Consider the following 15,983-nt stretch of genomic DNA (forward strand, 5'->3'; position numbering starts at 1 on the left):
ATCCGAGCCTGTTCTTCCAACCCGTGCCCTCCGTGTGGACAGAGGGTTCAACCCGGGGCCCTGGTACCCTCACCCCGTCCCTCTCCCGAGGGGAGAGGGGAAATATTCGCGGACTACCTGAAAGGGATTAGCGGGAGGGCGGCGCGTTCCGGGCGAAGGGTTCCATGTGGTCGGCCATCGCCTTCTTGAACGCCGGCCGCGCCTCACACCGCAGCCGGTAGGCATCGAGCACCGGAACCTCCGCGAGCAACTCCGTGTGCCGCGGGATGCGCAGCACCGTCGTCATCAGCAGATCCCCCGCGGTGAAGCGCTCCTCGAGGTACTCCCGGCCCTCCATGTACTTCCCCAGTTCCCCGAGACGGATCCTCACCGCCTCGACCACCTGCGGCCGGCGCTGCTTCACCCACTCCTCCCCCGCGCGGAACAGGTCCACCTCGGCGAGGTTCTGGATCGGCGGTTCCAGCGTGTTCAGCGCCGCGAACATCCACGTCTTCGTACGCGCCCGGGCCTTCGGCTCGGCCGGCATCAACGTCTCGAAGCGCTCGGCGATGTGCAGCACGATGGCTCCGGACTCGAACATCACCAGTCCGTCCTCCTCGTAGGCCGGCACCTGCCCGAAAGGCTGGAGGCGGCGATAGGACTCGGACGGCTGCTCCTCCGGGCCGATCAACCGCTCCTCATAGGGAAGTCCCGCCTCCTCGAGCGCCCAACGCACGCGGAACTCGCGCACCAGTCCCTGGGCGAAGGGAGGTACCCAACGAAACGCGCTCACCCGGATCTTGCTCATCCTGTCGTCCTCTCTCTCGAACCTCCCCGCCAGGAGGCTCCGGGTGGATATCATCCCGTGGCGAAGTGGAGGTGTCCGATGACGGACCTGGCGTCTCTCGCCCGCCTCGATGGCGTGGCCCTGGCGGAGCTGTGTGCCCGGGGAGAGCTCTCCCCGGCCGAGTCGCTCGACGCGTGCATGGCGCGCATCGACGCGTTGAATCCCCTGTTGCGCGCCGTCGTCACGGTGGCGCAGGAGCAGCCCGGTCCAGCCAGGCCCGGGCCGTTCTCCGGAGTCCCCTTCCTGGTGAAGGACTCCACGCCGTGGCCGGGGCTGCGTTGGTCCATGGGCTCCCGGCTGTTCGCCGCCAACACCGCCCAACAACAGACGCCGTATGGCAGGCGGCTCGCCGAGTCGGGCCTCGTATGCGCCGGAAAGAGCGCGACGGCCGAGTTCGGCCTGCTCTTCAGCACCGAGACGTTGCTCGAGGGCGTGACCCACAACCCGTGGGACCTCTCCCGCTCGGCCACGGGCTCGTCCGGCGGCAGCGCGGTGGCCGTGGCGGCGGGGCTCGTTCCCCTCGCGCATGCCAATGACGGCGGCGGCTCGCTCCGCGTCCCCGCGTCGGCCTGTGGGCTCTTCGGCTTCAAGCCGAGCCGGGGCCGCACCGTGCCCGCGGGCCTCGGCGGCTCGGACTTCGGTGACATGACGAGCGACCACTGCATCAGCCGCTCGGTGCGTGACAGCGCGCTGTTCCTGTCCATCACCGAGGACCGCTCGAGCGGTACACCCGTGGGCTTCGTGCGCGAGCCGCTCTCCCGTCCGCTGCGCATCGCGACCTGGACCCGCACGGTGATGGGGACGGAGCCGGAGCCACCGGTACGCCGCGCCTACGATGAAGCGGTGGCGCTGCTCACCGGGCTCGGGCACAGCGTGGAACCCATCGTGCCCCCCGGTTTCGACAGTCCCGAGCTCGGCGAGGCGTTCCTGCTCGTCGCGGGAGCGGCCGTCGCGGGCATCGTCGAGAGCGTGGACCAGCGGAGGGATCTGCCCGTGCAGCGCGACGAGCTGGAGCCGTACTCGTGGGCCCTGGCCGATGCCTTCCTCGCACGCGGTGCCGATGCGCTGCCCCGAGCGCGCGCCGCCTTCGCGCGGGCCGTCCACGCCTACAATGAGGCGACCCGAGGGTACGACGTGGTGCTCACGCCGACGCTCGCCACCACGCCGTGGCCCCTCGGGCACCTCTCGCCAGTGCTCGGGCGCGAGGAGCTGGCCCGCCGCACGGCACGGGCCATCGGGTACACGCCCCTCCACAACATCGCGGGCTGCCCGGCCATGTCCGTCCCCCTTCACTTCCCGGAGGACGGCCTCCCCATCGGCACCCACTTCGCCGCCGCCCCCGGCGCCGACGCGCTGCTCCTCGGCCTCGCATACCAGCTCGAGCAGGCCCGCCCGTGGAAGGACCGCTGGCCGCCCTACTCGATTCCCGTGCTCTTCCAGTCCTCTTCGGGAAAGTGACCGAAGGTACTCCCCCTCTCCCCTCGGGAGAGGGCAGGGGTGAGGGTTCCCGGGCCCGTTCTTCAATCCGTGGCCCACGCTGTGTGAACAGGGGCTCAACCCAGGTACATCCAATACCCTCACCCCGTCCCTCTCCCGGAGGGCGAGGGGATGGGGGCACTGTCAGTGCATGGAGCCAGGGGCGCTCCTTCGCGGACCTCTCCTGAATGAGCTCAACCGCCGATGCGCACCCGCACCCGCACGTCCTGGCTCGAGTGGCCCTGGGTGAGGACCGGTACCGGCTCGAGCGTGGAGAAGGTCCGCCCACCGTCCGTGATACTCGCCCGCACGACATAGGAGCCCTCGGGGCGGATTCGCTCCGAGGGGACGCCCACCGAGAAGCGGATGGGCACCTGGCCCGGGCCGCTCTGGCTCCACGTCCCGAGGACCGCGCCCTGTCCACCCTCCGGTGCCACCTCCACCACCTCCACCTGGACCACCGCCTCCGGGGAGAGCGCGATGCGCTCCACATAGAAGACGCTCCCCGTCACCTGGGTCTCCCCAGCCTCGGCGGGACGCGCGGCGGGCTCCTGCTTGTCCGCGGGGGGTGTCGGCTCCACGGTGGGCCCCTGCGTCGTGGCACACGCGGCGAGGGTGAAGGCGGCGAAGCATCCGGCGAGCACGATGATGCGGCGAGTCATGGCGAGGTCTCCCATCCGGACGATTCTGGGCGTCCGCGTCCCGCGAGGCACGGATTCTCACTTTGCCGAAAATCAAAAATAGTTGATGCACCAAGTTGACGGGGAATACCACCTGACCGCACAGTGCAGGGGCTTCATCACCCCCCTGTTTGTCGAGGTCAGCATGTCTTCACGTTTGTTCGCGCGTCGCTGGGCTGTCGCCGGTACGATGACCCTGCTGGTGGGCTGCGGTTCTGAAATGGCCGAGGAGAAGCTCCCGGCGGAGCCGGTCCAGAGCAGCACCCAGGAGATCGTCGGCGGCAGCGCCACGACGATCGGCGCCAATCCCTGGCAGGTGTCGCTGCAGAGCAGCTCGGGCTTCCACTTCTGCGGCGGCTCCATTCTCAACGCGAACTGGATTCTCACCGCGCAGCACTGCGTGAACGACGGCGGGTACATCAGCAAGCCGGCCCGGGTGGAGGCGGGCAGCACCACCATCAGCGGCTCCGGCCAGGTCCGCTCGGTGGCCGAGGTCGTCGTGTACCCCGGCTACGTGGATGCCTCGAGGGGCAAGGACATCGCGCTGCTGCGCCTGTCCTCGCCGCTGGACCTGAGCGGCGCGAACGCGAAGGCCATCCCCCTGCTCACGTCGGCCGACGCCTCCGCGGGCTACACCAACACGGGCGTCGTCTCCCGCGTCACCGGCTGGGGCACGCTCTCCAGCGGCGGCTCGAGCCCCGACACGCTCCAGACGGTGGACGTGAACATCATCAGCAACAGCTCGGCGCAGTCCTCCTACCCGAGCGAGACCATCACCGCGGACCAGCTCGCCGCGGCGGCGCCCGGCAAGGACTCGTGCCAGGGTGACAGCGGCGGTCCCCTCACGGTGCTCAAGGGCAGCACCCGCGTGCTGGCCGGCGTCGTCAGCTGGGGCTACGGCTGCGCCGACTCGCGCTACCCGGGCATGTACGCCCGCGTGTCCTCCTTCGAGAGCTGGATCTCCTCGAAGATCAGCGGCGTCACCCCGCCCACCACGACGCTGCTCTCGAAGACGAGCCTCTCGGGCTCGAGCGGCACCTGGCAGCACTTCGCCATCACCGTCCCCTCCGGCTCCACCAGCCTCACGGTGAAGCAGTTCAACGGCACGGGTGACGCGGACCTCTACGTGCGCTCCGGCGCGCAGCCGACGACGACGGCGTACAACTGCCGCCCGTACCTGAGCGGCAACACCGAGACCTGCACGTTGACCAACCCGGTCGCCGGCACCTGGTACGTCTCCGTGCGCGCCTACTCGACGTACTCGGGCGTGTCGCTGACCGCGACCACCCCGTAGTCACGCGTCCGTTCGTTTCACGGGGCCGGCTCTCTCGCGAGGGCCGGCCTCGCCGCGTGAGGCCCCTCCCGCTCACGCTCCGGAAGCACCCTGGTACTGCTTCAGCTTCCGGAAGAGGGTGGAGGTACCGATCTTCAACGTCTCGGCGGCCTTCAGCTTGTTGCCTCCCACCGCCTCGAGCACCGCGAGGATGTACTCCCGCTCGACCTCCTCGAGCGAGCGCAGGTTGCCCGGTGTGTACACCGGCGAGACCGCCGCTCCCCGGAGCTCATCGGGCAGATCCTGCGGCTCGATGCTGCTCCCCCGCGTCAGCACGACGGCGCGCTCGAGGGTGTTCTCCAACTCCCGCACGTTGCCCGGCCAGTGGTAGCGCAGCAGCAGGTTCGCGGCCTCGGGAGTGAGCCCGGACACCTTCCTCCGCAGCCGCGAGGCGGAGCGCGCGAGGAACTGGCGCGCGAGCACGAGGATGTCGTCCCGGCGCTCCCGCAGCGGAGGAATGCGGAGCTCCACCACGCGCAGCCGGTAGTAGAGGTCCTGCCGGAAGCGGCCCGTCTGGATGTCCGCGGCCAGGTCCCGGTTCGTGGCCGCCAGCACCCGCACGTCCACGGGCCGGTTCCTGCTCTCACCCACGCGGCGGATCTCCCGCTCCTGGAGCGCGCGGAGGATCTTCACCTGCATCGACACGGGCACCTCTCCCAGCTCGTCCAGGAAGAGCGTGCCCCCCTGGGCGGCCTCGAAGAGTCCAATCCTGTCCTGGGTCGCGCCCGTGAAGGAGCCTCGCGCGTGGCCGAAGAGCTCGCTCTCCAGCAGGCTCTCGGGCACGGCGCCGCAGTTGATGGCCACGAACGGGCCCGCCGCCCGCGCCGAGTGCTCGTGGATGAAGCGGGCCAGCACCTCCTTGCCCACGCCACTCTCACCGGTGATGAGGATGGTCGAGTCCACCTGGGCCACGCGCTCGGCGAGGTCGCGGACCCGCTGCATGGCCGGGCTCCTGCCGAGGATGGCCTTCGTGTCGTCCCCGCCCTCCGTCTGGGCCAGCTCCCGCCGCTTCGCCCGGAGCGTCCGCTCGGTGGACTTCAGCGCCTGGGTGACGCGGCTGAGCGCCTCGTCGAGGCAGTCCTTCTCGTAGTAGCTCAGCTGACGGGCGGCCTCCGCGCCCCACTCCTCCTGGGGCCGGCCCACCATGACGCAGGTGGCGTCTCCCTTCCCGCGGCACCGCTCCTCCAGGCAGTAGATGGCGCGGCCATGGCCGTAGCTCAGGTAGCCGCTCGCGAAGCCACACAGCGTCCAGCACACCGGCTCCTCGGAGCGCCCCACGTGCAGCAGGTGCTGCTCGGCCTCGAATGACTCGTGCCAGAGGGCCTCGGCGAAGGGCGCGTTCGCCACGGGCCGCTCGTGCCGCACCGGCTCGAAGAGGACCAGGCCCTGCAACCGGTGGAAGCGTCCTCCCGCGCGCCGCCAGTCGTCCTCGGAGTCCCACGGGAAGGCATCCCGCAACGTCTCGGCGGTGCGCCGGCCGAGCGCATAGCCGAAGCGGGTGAGCACCGCGCGCGCTCCCGCCAGTCCGAGCGTCTCGATGAGTTGCTGGCGCAGCAGCCCCAGCGCCACCGCGTCCAGCAACACGGCCCGCTGGCCCGCGAAGCGAAGGATGCCGCCCGTGGGCTCGAATTGAAGGAGCTCCCTCAGGTCCAGGTCTTCCAGCCGCATGGATGCACCCTCCCGCGAATCCCGGATTGGCAGTCCTGGAATGCCATTCTGGGAGTGCCCCGGCAAGTCACAACCCCCTCCCTCCAGTCATTCCAGGGGCTTGCGGGCACCGGGGGACTGGCATCGCTCTTGGAATGAGCCCTCGCCATGTCCAGACACCCCACCCCCCTCGCGCTCGTCGTGACCCTCGTGGCCTGCCTCCTCGCCGCCTGCGGCGGGGGCACGCCCGCCCCCCGCATCCGCAAGAACGCCAAGGACCTGACGCACACCGAGAAGAAGGACCTCGTGGAGGCCATCCTGAAGCTCAAGGCCACCCCGTCCCCCTACACGCCCGGCGTCTCCTACTACGACCAGTTCGTCCTCTTTCACAAAGAGGCCTTCAACTACAGCATGAGCCCGGAGCACCACGTGGCCCATGCCCACCCGACCATCCTCCCCTGGCACCGGAAGATGCTGCTGCTCTTCGAGGACGCCCTGCGCGAGGTGAGCGGCAAGGACATCACCCTCCCCTACTGGGATTGGACGGACCCCGAGAGCACCCAAGCCATCTTCTCCGAGTCCTTCATGGGCACCGCGGGTGATGCCAGCCAGGAGTACGCGGTGACGAACGGCCCGTTCCGCAAGGGCCAATGGACCATCACTGTCTTCTCGGACAGGCCCGAGGGACTGGCCCAGACGCCACATCCCCATCTGGTGCGCGCCACGGGCCGCTACGAGGCGGACGTCAATGACAACATCCACCTGCCCACGGCCGAGGAGGTGGCGTTCGGCCTGAGCATTCCCACCTTCGACGTGGCCCCCTGGAACGACAAGTCCCCGAGGGAGCGGAGCTTCCGCAACTACCTGGAGGGCTTCGACCCGGAGCGCCCGGGTTACTTCCACATGCACAACATGGTGCACACGTGGGTGGCGGGCCATTTCCGCCTCGAGGATGGCTCGGAGCGTTGGGGGACGATGGGAGCTCCGGATGTCTCGCCCAATGATCCGGTGTTCTACCTCCACCACGCCAACGTGGACCGCGTCTGGGCTCAGTGGGAGGAATCGCACCCGGGCGTCTACGAGGATGGGGATGGACACAACTCCCATCACCAGGACATGTATCCCTTTGGCGAGTATGACAATGAACGGATGACCGCTCACGGCCTGAGCGCTCTCGACATGCTCGGCACCCGGGAGCTCGGCTACCTCTATGAGTGACTGAATCCCAGACACCTCCGCTGTCCGTCAGGCGACGGCCATCTGCGACCACGGTGTAGATGGTCCGTCCGGGCCGGGTGCCTAACCTGACCGGACGCGAAGAGCCAGATGCACCCCAGCCTCGGGCCTCTCCGCGAATCGGACAATCCACCCCACGTCCGCCTCGGAAAGGACAGCGCCGTGAAATTCGACACCACCAAGCCCATGGGTATGGGTGCAGGTCGGAGCATCGGGCCGAGCCCGTTCGCCAACCAGAGATGTCTGAACAGGGCGGAGGCGCAGTTGGTGCGCGCCATGGCCAACGCCTTGAAGGCCCTGGGCTCGAGAGCCCATGGCGGACGCGGCGACTGCTTCCGCCCGCCGCAACCGCCCGTGGACAAGTGCGGGACCATGCCCAGGCCCTGCCACACCTCGCCTCCGCGGCCCCAGGACGGGTGCCACCCTCAGGGCACCCTGAAGACGGACGGCCAAGGCGTCGTCACCACTCCGGGCGGCTACAAGATCGAGGCGACCAAGCAGCACGAGTGGATCATCACCGGTCCGGACGGCAAGAACACCCGCGTCTGGGGTGACCCGCACGTGGCCGAGGGCGACGGCGGCAAGTGGGACTTCAAGCGAGACAGCACCTTCGTGCTCGGCGACGGCACCCGCATCAACTGCTCCACCGCTCCCTACGGCAACGGCGCGACGGTCAGCTCCAAGCTGGAGATCATCTCCGGCAACGACCGCGTGCAGATCACCGGCATCGACAAGGGCAAGGGCAAGACGGGCACCGTCACCCAGGATGGCTACGCCCATGCCAACAGCTTCGGCGGCAAGGACGTCTTCGTCATGGGCCGGGAGACGGATGACTGGTCCTTCAAGGGCCAGGAGGTCATCGGCAGCAATAACGGTGGCGAGTCCTTCCAGCTGGGCGGGAACCTCGCGGCCGGAAACACGCCGCCCACTCGCGGGCATCGCGGCTCCCAGGCGGCGTCCGGGGGCGCGATCCTCCCGGGTGAACCCAACCCGGCGACCGGTGGATCCCAGCAGCCGTACGCCAATCAGTTCCAGCAGCTCTTCCAGAACCTGTCGCAGCTGTTCTCCCAGCTGGCGCAAATGTCCGGGAACATGGGGGGCTGCCACGTCGGCAGCAACCACCTGAGCGCTCCGGGCCAGGAGGGCCCCTGGCTCGACCGGCGCGAGCAGCACCTGCGCAAGAGCTTCCATGACATGGGCCAGATGATGGATGCGTTCACGCGCATGAACGACCTCCGCCAGAGCATCCATTCCCACCGCGGCAACTTCCACGTCTGAGCCATCCAGGAAGCGAGCTCCCATGAACCCGAATTCCCAGACACCGAACGCCGCTCCCACTCCGAACGCCGCCGAGTGGGGAGAGCGCCTCATCCGCGGGCAGATCACTCCCGCCCAGTACCTGGGCCTCTCGCAGAAGCGGCTCTATGAGATCGCCACGCTCGGCCACAAGCTGTTGACCGAGGGTCGGCTGCAGGCCGCGCTGGATATCTTCAAGGGGCTGGTGGTCGCGTCGCCGTATGACAGCGTCTTCCATTGCAACCTGGCGTCCACGTACGCCCAGCTCCAGCGCTTCCCCGAGGCGATGGAGGAGTTCACGCAGGCGCTCCAGCTCAACGTCGCCAACGTGGATGCGCTCGTCGGGCGCAGCGAGCTGTTGCTGCGCGAGGGGAAGGTGGCCGAGGCGCTCCATGACCTCGAGGCGGCGCTGAAGTTGGATCCGGAGGCCCAGCTCGAGAGCACCCAGCGCGGACGCGCCACGCTCCTGGTGCTCCAGGCGATGGCCGACGAGGCGGAGAAGACCTGAGCTCACGTCCCGTCGAGGACGATCTCCCCCAGGTCCGTGTCCACCTCTTCCCGGACGGACACGGAGCGCCGTATCCGGCGATGAGGCCCGGGCACCTGGGCCTCGTTCGGGATGATGAACTCCAACTGGAGCGTGCCGTTACACCGGATGGGCACGGTGAAGTGCCCATCCCTCCACACGTTGTCATTCAGGACGAAGGTGGTGACGGGGGACCCATCCTTCTGGACGAGCCGCCCGGTGGCGGTGGCGTCGCGCAGGAGGACGACCCGCAGCTCCCGCTCCCCTGCCTTCACCGGCAGCGCGATGCGTCCGTCCTCCTGCTCCGCACAGGCGAGCACGTAGTCTTCCTTCATCACCGCCAGCTCCAGATGCTCTCCCGAGACGCTCTGGAAGGTGAAGCGGCCATCGGGCCCGGTCAGCTGGTTCCCCCTCCATGAGCGCACCGGCCTGCCATGGTGGTAGAACTGTGTGCGCAGGGCGCTGCGGAGCTCGACCCGGGCTCCCTCGACGGGCTGGCCGCGGGGGTCCACCACGACGCCGGAGAGCACCTGCCCCGGCTCGAAGCGCAGCTGCACGTGCGTCTCCCCCTTGCCCACCACCTCCACCACCCGCACGGCGGTATGCGTCACGTCGTCCTGCGCGAACTCCGCGACGAGCCGGTAGCGGCCCTCGGGAGGTGCGCTGAACGAGAAGTGCCCCTTCACATCCGTGCGCGTGCGCTCGAGCTGCCCCCCCATCCACGTGCCGACCTCGGGCCAGACGCTCACTTCGGCCTTGGACACGGGCGCGCCCAGCTCATCCACCACCTCCCCCACCACCATGGGCCGGGGTTCGCGCGAGGCCTCGGGCACGTCCTCCTCCTCCTCCTCCTCCCCCTCGGCGCGCTCGAGGACGAAGTCCACGGTGCGCGTCCCGGGCTGGAAGACGGCCTCGTGGCTGGCTCCCGCGAAGTGGCGCAGCCGCAAGATTTCGAGTCGCAGCCGTCCAGGCCTCGCGGGCCCCACCTGATAGCGCCCCTCCGCATCCGTCCACGCCGAGGACACGGGCATGGAGTACGAGTCCTCTTCCTCCTCTTCCTCCTCGTCCAGCTCCGTCAGCTCGACGTTCGCCTCCGCGATGGGCCTCCCGGCCTCGTCCCGCACGATGCCCGTCACCTCGACGATGGGCTCCAGCTCCAGGGTGACGTCCGTGCGCTCCACCAGGAACCGGAACGGGTCCTCCGTGTTGAAGTCCACACGGGTGCTGGCCCACAGCTCATCCCGCCGGGCGGTGAGCTCGTGAGTGATGGGCGCCAACCCCTCCAGGGAGAACCGCCCCGCCGCATCCGTGAGGACCTCGCGCTCGGTCCGCTCCTCGTGCACCCAGGTCCTGACGGTCACCCCCGCCGCGGGCGCTCCCGCGGCCAACACCTGCCCGGAGATCCGGCGTGGACGGTACATGACGAACTTCCGCTCCAACTCCCGGCCATAGGCCGTGAACGTCGTATGGATGGGCAGCAGGCCGTCCTTGGAGGCGAGCAGCACGTACTCGCCCCGGGGGAGGGGGCCCAGGCGGTAGTGGCCCGTGGCATCGGTAACGGCCTCGAAGAAGCGGCTGTGAGCCGTGAAGACGGCGGTGACGAGCACTCCCGCCACGGGCACGCGCTCCTCGTTGCTGACGAGGCCCGACACCCGCACGCCCTCCCCGAGCAACAGCTCCACCCCTTCGGCTCCGGCCGGCACGTCCTGCCGCATGCCCACGCCCTCGGGGCTCTCCACCCAGAGCGCGTAGTGGCCCGCCTTCAGCCCCTCCAACGAAAAGGAGCCATCGTCCTCGGAGGTGGCACGGGCGAGCACGGGCGCATCACCGCTGCGTTCGTTGATCAGCCCGGACAACTGGAACGACGAGGCGCATTCGAGCATGGAGCGCTCGGGGTCCTCTTCCGCCCCCTGCCGGCAGGGCAGTGCCGAGAGCGACTCCCCCGCCACCACCCCCGAGGCGAACACCCGCGCGCCCGCCACGGGTCCCCGTGCGCTCCTCACGGTGCCGCGGATGCGCGGGGACGAGTCTCCGGTGGCGGGAGGCTCGGAGGAGAAGAAGGCCCGGAGCGTCGAGCCCGCGCCCACGCGGGAGTCATGGGAGCCCGCCTGGCCGCCAGGAGAGGACTCCCCGGGTGTTCCGCTCGAGGCGAACCACAGCACCAGGGCCAGTACCCCCAGTGCGGCGCTCCACATCCACCCGTGTCGTTTCATGAAGATCCTCCCACGCGCTTCCCGGGGGAGCGGTGCGCCTCGGGAAAGCATAGCGCCCTCCTCCACCGGGACTCACGCCCGCTTGACCCTCACGTGGCGTGAGGGGGCATCCTGCGTGGCATGAACTCCCTCCCCCCCACCGAACGGCGGCAGCTCGAGCTCCAGGGCTGGCTGTTGCTCCCGGGCGTGCTGCCAGCGAAGGAACTCGCGGCGATGCACGCGGCCTGGGAGCGGCTCGCCGCCACGTTGCCCAACGAGGGCGCGAACACCAACTGGGGACCGGACCTCACGTCGGACCCGGCCTTCGCCCTCTGCCGGACGCATCCCCGCGTCCTCGCCGCGTTGGGCGTGCTGCTCGACGACGACCTCCACGTGCGCTGGTTGCACGGACGCTCGCCGCCCCGAGGCCATGGACGCCAGGGGCTCCACGTCGATTGGAGCAAGCCCACCCCCGCCGAGCGGCAGCTCCTCGCCAATGCCTTCTGGGTGCTCGACGACATGGACCGGGACAACGGCGCCACGCGTCCATGAACGAGGAGTACCACCGAGCGTAAGCCCGGCACGTGCCCTGCTCACGGGCCCCAGCGCAGGGCCGCCGCCGTGGCGGGCCCCACGCGGACCTCGTCCAGCGACTCGGGCAGACGCCCCTGGGCCTCACCCAACGGCACCTCGCCCACCATGACCTCGGCGGCGGGCTGGGGATAGAGGGGTTGGCGCCCGGGCTCGGCCAGCCCCTCCGGCACGCGTGCATGGCCCCGCTCGTCATAGGCATCCGCGGCGCCCAGACAGTGGAAGAGCTCGTGCGCCACCGCCGTCAGCTCCAGCGTGAGCCCCGTCTCCTCCAACAGCCCCCGCACCAGGCCCACCGAGCCTCCCGCCTCGGCCATGCCCTCCACGAAGCGCGCGCCGTCCTCGCCCGGCGGCTCCAGCATCACGTAGATGCGGGCATCCAACGGGCGAGCGGACAACCCGGCGGCCTCGTCCACGGCGGACAGGGTCCGCGACAGCGTCCACGCATGGCGGGCGCGTGCCACCAGCGAGTCCTCGGGAGGTGACAACTCCAACCCGGCCGCGGGCTGGGGACCGGCCAGGACGAAACGCACGGGGCGCCCCAGGTCCGAGCGGTAGCGGCCGGCCTCGCGCTCGAGCCAGTCCTCCAACCGCCCCAGGCCCTCGCGCCAGGCCTCGCGCACCTCGGGCTTCACCTCACCGTGGGCGAGCAGCACCACCGCCACGTCCAATGGCCGGGCCCACGTCAGGCGCCGCTCCCGGGTGCGCTGGCGCGAGGTGCCCCATTGCACGATGAGCACCAGCACGGCGAGCAGCACGGAGACGCGCAACCACTTCGCCCGGGTGCGGCGGGCACGTTGAGCACGGCACCGGGCGCAGAGCGGCTGACCCTCCGGGCCCCTGCACAGCACGCACACCAGCGCGCGGCAGTCCTCGCAGGGCGATTCCGAGGACAGGGAGGGATGGCCGCCGCACTGCGTGCCACCGCGCCCGGCCACCGGCACCGGCTCGCAGGCCACTCCGTGCTGCTGGAGGGACGCGACCAGCCGCCGCGCCTCGGACTCCTCCAGGTCCCTGGGCAGGACACGAGGCTCGGCCATCAGTTGGCGAGCCTCCTCCAGGGGAAGCTGGAGCGCCCGCGCCAGCACCAGCGCGGCCCCTCGGGAGCTGGAGGCCTCCACCTGGACTCGGAAGACATTCGCCACGAGCGTCAGTCTACCCCGCGCGCCCGCCGGTGGCGTGAGTGCCCCGGGAGCGGGCCGCCGCGACCGCCAGGACGAGGAGCGCGGCGAGCGCCATTCCCGAGCCACCGCGGCTTCCCGAGGCCGCACAGCCGCCCCCGTCCTCCTCGTCCTCGGGTGCGGTCCCCTCACAGGGAAGCCATGACCGGCACGCTCCGCCACCCGCCTTCACGCACAGTGGGTACCCATCGGCTCCCGTGCAGTCCGCGCCGAAGCGGCCGGCCTCGAGCCCCGCCACCGCACAGCTCCTTTCCCCATCGGGCCGGGTGACACAGGCCATCCCGAGCGGACAGTCGGCATGGCCCTGACACCGCGCCGAGCACGCATCCACGGTGGGCTCGTCGGACGGCCGCGTGGGCGGTGCCCGGGCCACCTCGTCGAGGATGGCCTGGAGGAAGGCCGTCTGCACGTCGACACGCATGTTGGTGCCCCGCGTGCAGGCGGGGTCTCCATACGAGGTGACGCCGACGAGGCGCTCGGCTCCCTCGGCCTCCAGGAACAACGGGCCACCGCTGTCGCCGCCACAGGACATCCCAGGCGAGGCCAGGATGGAGAAGGTTCCCGCCTCGACCGCCGCCACCTGGACCGTGCCACTGCGCCTGCGGCCCGTCTGGCCCTCGTCATCGCGACCGAATCCCACCACCCGCAGGGTCCTCCCCACCACGTCCGCCGGCAGCGACACCTCCGCCAACGGCACCGGCGCGACGGGCGCGTCCTCCGCGAGAAGCAACACACCGATGTCATTCTCCACGGCGTTGAAGGCGGGGTGCAGCCGGCCCTCGAGGACACGCACGCGCTCGGAGGGAAGCGCCCGCGCGGGCTCGGGTGAGAACACCACCGAGAGCACCTGGGAGACATCGGGGCTCTCCACGCAGTGCGCCGCGGTCAGGACGACCCGGGGGGCCACCAGAGTGCCCGTGCACAGAACTGGAGAGGCCTCGTCCGGCTCACCACAGAGCGGCGACACGGGGACGATCGCCACCACGGCGGGAGCGCCTGGCTCGGGCACGCCCCCGGTGATGGCTTGCCGCTGCACCTCGGGCGCGGGCGTGGGAGACACGCCGCACGCCCCCGCCACCAGGAGGAGCAGCACGGTGACGGACCGCGGCACCGGGAAGATGGACGGGGACTCGAAGTGCATCAATTCAGCCCCCACAAGGTGAACCAACGACCGGTGCGCTCGTGTGGCGCTCACCGGAACGAATCGACCACGAAAATCGACACCGCGCCATGTTCGAGGAGAGCGCTCCCCGGCCTGGACTCGGGCTTCTTCCGCATCTGACCGCGACCCAGCCGGGCGACCGCGCAGATGGGCACCTTGTCTCCATCTGGAGGATGGGCTTCATAGTACCGGACGACGACCTGAAACCCTCCGGTCCACGCCTGCCCGTAGAGACGGGTTCCGGGTTCGAGCATACCAAGCGACTCGGTCAAGTAGCTTTCAAGCGGACCGTCGTAAACGATGACGGGACTTGCATCTATCTGATTCGCGTCGAGGTGCGCGTCAGCGGCATCACCCACACGCATCCGCAGGATGCGCATGACCTCCAACGCCTTGTCGGAGCATTTCTCCGGTCCGGGGCTGCCATCAGAACGCAGAGGCACTCCAGCAGGAGGGCAGGCAGTCATCGAAGGGAGCAGGAAAACAGCAGCGAGCACGAGGGGCTTTTTCAGAGGCATGCTCAATGCGTCCCCTTCTCCTCTACAATCCGATGATCCAGGAGAACAACGGCTTGCTGAAGTCCATCATGCCGGAACAACTCGAGAACAAGATGAACCGGCCCATCTTTCGAGGTAAAGGCACTCTTGTCCGCAACGACAGCGATATAGCCTGATTCCCCGGGCTGGATTTCGTCGCGGCTCGTGCGGAGGGCAAACTCCTTTTTCTCGCCCGTGCGCACAGGCTCTTCAGCGGATTGCCTGCTGAGCATGGCCGACAGCTGGACCTCCTTCCTGATGGGGTGCAGGGCTGCTGGAACCGGAGAACGGTGTCCATCTCACCCGCGACGTAAACCGAGGGCACTTCCGCACCTGGTTCCTCCGAAAGGTAGATGGTCCGAGAGACGGGTTCGCGTTCCTTCGCCATGGCCAGGGAGGCCATCAGGACGAGAAGAAGGGCAGACCGGGGAGGTAAGATGTTCCGCATATCGCGGGTCAACCTACCAGAATAAGGGGCGCGAGCGGCCAGCCTCTCGTGTGAGGGCCCGTCATGGCATCTCGAAATGAGACCATTCTAGTTTGGGCCGTATGAAACACTTGATGTCCTCTGTGTTCTTGAGTCTGGCCCTGCTTTGGGGGCTGTTCGCGTCCGGTTGCTCGGCCAGCAGGGCGCACTCCACCTGCTCCGGCGGGACGTACTGCGCGGCGAAGCGCCCCACACTTCTGGCGCAAACGGCCACGATGGACTGCCGCCCCAGTGACTCAACAATGACCTGCTGCATCAAGAAGCATCCACAGGACCCAGTAGGCGCTTGCGGGGCCACACAATCCGAGGTCGAGCAGGTGCTCAGGGCTGCGCGCGCCGATGCTGACGATGACGACTACTCCAACAACGCTTCTTTGCCCGAGTGGAAACAGGACTGTATTCGCAACTACAATAGGTGCCAGGATCGTAGATGGATGGGCAATTGTCACGACTGCATGCGCTTGTGTGAAGGGCAGCATGCATGGCCCGAAGAGATGTGCAAACCCCGGGAATGAGGCGAGCAACCGTGTCCGACGAAATCAACTGGGTCCGCATTCGGGGTTTGGCTCAGAGGGTACTAGAACACAACGAAACACTAGAGCTTTCGGATGATACCCGAGCCCTGTTGCTCAAGAGCGCCCGAGAGGTGGCCATCAGCGCTCAAAACGCGGAAGAGGCTCTGCGCAGCCAGCCCACCGCGACGACCCTGCTAAGGGAGATCCGCCAGCGTATCCGGGATGGGTCGCGTCGGCTCAGCAAGGCGCGAGACCGGGTGGAGGAACTCCAAGAGAAAGGTGACTTCAACGGAGCATTG

15 protein-coding genes and 1 pseudogene are annotated in these 15,983 nt (G+C 68.9%); 7 read left to right on the forward strand and 9 right to left on the reverse strand.

All coding sequences use genetic code 11. The features are described from left to right. Positions 1-127: 127 nt before the first annotated feature. Positions 128-787, reverse strand: coding sequence for a glutathione S-transferase family protein (locus tag Q664_RS36350; RefSeq protein WP_043406625.1), 660 nt, complete (start codon positions 785-787; stop codon positions 128-130). Positions 788-865: 78 nt separating this feature from the next. Between Q664_RS36350 and Q664_RS36355 the strand changes: the two genes are divergently transcribed. Beyond that, positions 866-2,284, forward strand: coding sequence for an amidase (locus tag Q664_RS36355; protein ID WP_043406629.1), 1,419 nt, complete (start codon positions 866-868; stop codon positions 2,282-2,284). Between the two features lie 212 nt (positions 2,285-2,496). On the opposite strand, the gene Q664_RS36360 is transcribed toward Q664_RS36355, so the two are convergent. Then, on the reverse strand, positions 2,497-2,964 hold the full coding sequence (locus Q664_RS36360) for a YbaY family lipoprotein (protein ID WP_043406631.1): 468 nt from the start codon (positions 2,962-2,964) through the stop codon (positions 2,497-2,499). 163 nt (positions 2,965-3,127) lie between these two features. Here Q664_RS36360 and Q664_RS36365 point away from each other — a divergent pair, with 163 nt between their 5' ends. Continuing rightward, a complete protein-coding gene (locus tag Q664_RS36365; protein WP_043406634.1) occupies positions 3,128-4,276 on the forward strand; it encodes a trypsin-like serine protease in 1,149 nt (382 codons plus the stop codon). Between the two features lie 72 nt (positions 4,277-4,348). Here the strand turns inward: Q664_RS36365 and Q664_RS36370 are convergent, their stop codons facing one another. Beyond that, positions 4,349-5,983, reverse strand: coding sequence for a sigma-54-dependent Fis family transcriptional regulator (locus tag Q664_RS36370; RefSeq protein WP_043406637.1), 1,635 nt, complete (start codon positions 5,981-5,983; stop codon positions 4,349-4,351). A 147-nt stretch (positions 5,984-6,130) separates the two neighbouring features. Here Q664_RS36370 and Q664_RS36375 point away from each other — a divergent pair, with 147 nt between their 5' ends. The 3 genes from Q664_RS36375 (at position 6,131) to Q664_RS36385 (ending at position 9,002) form a co-directional block, all read left to right on the forward strand. Then, the gene (locus tag Q664_RS36375) at positions 6,131-7,180 is read left to right on the forward strand and encodes a tyrosinase family protein (protein WP_052519112.1); all 1,050 of its coding nucleotides are present in this window, start codon (positions 6,131-6,133) and stop codon (positions 7,178-7,180) included. Between the two features lie 294 nt (positions 7,181-7,474). Continuing rightward, positions 7,475-8,476 (forward strand): DUF1521 domain-containing protein, encoded by a 1,002-nt coding sequence (locus tag Q664_RS36380; RefSeq protein ID WP_235217013.1) that lies wholly within the window; start codon positions 7,475-7,477, stop codon positions 8,474-8,476. Positions 8,477-8,498: 22 nt separating this feature from the next. Beyond that, positions 8,499-9,002 carry a tetratricopeptide repeat protein gene (locus tag Q664_RS36385; RefSeq protein ID WP_043406641.1) on the forward strand — a complete coding sequence of 168 codons (504 nt, stop codon included), beginning with the start codon at positions 8,499-8,501 and terminating at the stop codon, positions 9,000-9,002. Positions 9,003-9,004: 2 nt separating this feature from the next. Here Q664_RS36385 and Q664_RS36390 read toward each other — a convergent pair whose 3' ends face one another. Next, the gene (locus tag Q664_RS36390) at positions 9,005-11,233 is read right to left on the reverse strand and encodes a carboxypeptidase regulatory-like domain-containing protein (protein ID WP_152622542.1); all 2,229 of its coding nucleotides are present in this window, start codon (positions 11,231-11,233) and stop codon (positions 9,005-9,007) included. 120 nt (positions 11,234-11,353) lie between these two features. On the opposite strand from Q664_RS36390, the gene Q664_RS36395 reads away from it, so the two are divergent. Next, a complete protein-coding gene (locus tag Q664_RS36395) occupies positions 11,354-11,764 on the forward strand; it encodes a phytanoyl-CoA dioxygenase family protein (protein WP_043406646.1) in 411 nt (136 codons plus the stop codon). 41 nt (positions 11,765-11,805) lie between these two features. On the opposite strand, the gene Q664_RS36400 is transcribed toward Q664_RS36395, so the two are convergent. The 5 genes and pseudogenes from Q664_RS36400 to Q664_RS63040 form a co-directional block, all read right to left on the reverse strand. Continuing rightward, entirely contained in the window at positions 11,806-12,948 is a 1,143-nt protein-coding gene (locus tag Q664_RS36400) for a hypothetical protein (RefSeq protein ID WP_152622543.1), read from the reverse strand. Positions 12,949-12,958: 10 nt separating this feature from the next. Further along, positions 12,959-14,125 (reverse strand): S1 family peptidase, encoded by a 1,167-nt coding sequence (locus tag Q664_RS36405; RefSeq protein WP_052519113.1) that lies wholly within the window; start codon positions 14,123-14,125, stop codon positions 12,959-12,961. A gap of 50 nt (positions 14,126-14,175) precedes the next feature. Continuing rightward, positions 14,176-14,664, reverse strand: coding sequence for a hypothetical protein (locus Q664_RS36410; protein ID WP_043406655.1), 489 nt, complete (start codon positions 14,662-14,664; stop codon positions 14,176-14,178). A 2-nt stretch (positions 14,665-14,666) separates the two neighbouring features. Further along, a complete protein-coding gene (locus tag Q664_RS61565; protein ID WP_043406657.1) occupies positions 14,667-14,915 on the reverse strand; it encodes a DUF2381 family protein in 249 nt (82 codons plus the stop codon). 32 nt (positions 14,916-14,947) lie between these two features. Beyond that, positions 14,948-15,130, reverse strand: a pseudogene (locus Q664_RS63040) (DUF2381 family protein); the annotation flags it as partial. Positions 15,131-15,695: 565 nt separating this feature from the next. Here Q664_RS63040 and Q664_RS55505 point away from each other — a divergent pair. Beyond that, the coding region (locus Q664_RS55505; protein WP_235217014.1) for a DUSAM domain-containing protein at positions 15,696-15,983 on the forward strand (288 nt) is incomplete at its 3' end.

The sequence above is a fragment of the Archangium violaceum Cb vi76 genome (assembly GCF_000733295.1).
GTDB classification, from domain to species: Bacteria; Myxococcota; Myxococcia; order Myxococcales; family Myxococcaceae; genus Archangium; species Archangium violaceum.

Excerpts from the sequence above, each read along its gene's own strand:
- Q664_RS36350 (WP_043406625.1), bottom strand. The coding sequence starts at position 787 with ATGAGCAAGATCCGGGTGAGCGCGTTTCGTTGGGTACCTCCCTTCGCC.
- Q664_RS36355 (WP_043406629.1), top strand. The coding sequence starts at position 866 with ATGACGGACCTGGCGTCTCTCGCCCGCCTCGATGGCGTGGCCCTGGCG.
- Q664_RS36360 (WP_043406631.1), bottom strand. The coding sequence starts at position 2,964 with ATGACTCGCCGCATCATCGTGCTCGCCGGATGCTTCGCCGCCTTCACC.
- Q664_RS36365 (WP_043406634.1), top strand. The coding sequence starts at position 3,128 with ATGTCTTCACGTTTGTTCGCGCGTCGCTGGGCTGTCGCCGGTACGATG.
- Q664_RS36370 (WP_043406637.1), bottom strand. The coding sequence starts at position 5,983 with ATGCGGCTGGAAGACCTGGACCTGAGGGAGCTCCTTCAATTCGAGCCC.
- Q664_RS36375 (WP_052519112.1), top strand. The coding sequence starts at position 6,131 with ATGTCCAGACACCCCACCCCCCTCGCGCTCGTCGTGACCCTCGTGGCC.
- Q664_RS36380 (WP_235217013.1), top strand. The coding sequence starts at position 7,475 with ATGGCCAACGCCTTGAAGGCCCTGGGCTCGAGAGCCCATGGCGGACGC.
- Q664_RS36385 (WP_043406641.1), top strand. The coding sequence starts at position 8,499 with ATGAACCCGAATTCCCAGACACCGAACGCCGCTCCCACTCCGAACGCC.
- Q664_RS36390 (WP_152622542.1), bottom strand. The coding sequence starts at position 11,233 with ATGAAACGACACGGGTGGATGTGGAGCGCCGCACTGGGGGTACTGGCC.
- Q664_RS36395 (WP_043406646.1), top strand. The coding sequence starts at position 11,354 with ATGAACTCCCTCCCCCCCACCGAACGGCGGCAGCTCGAGCTCCAGGGC.
- Q664_RS36405 (WP_052519113.1), bottom strand. The coding sequence starts at position 14,125 with ATGCACTTCGAGTCCCCGTCCATCTTCCCGGTGCCGCGGTCCGTCACC.
- Q664_RS36410 (WP_043406655.1), bottom strand. The coding sequence starts at position 14,664 with ATGCCTCTGAAAAAGCCCCTCGTGCTCGCTGCTGTTTTCCTGCTCCCT.
- Q664_RS61565 (WP_043406657.1), bottom strand. The coding sequence starts at position 14,915 with ATGCTCAGCAGGCAATCCGCTGAAGAGCCTGTGCGCACGGGCGAGAAA.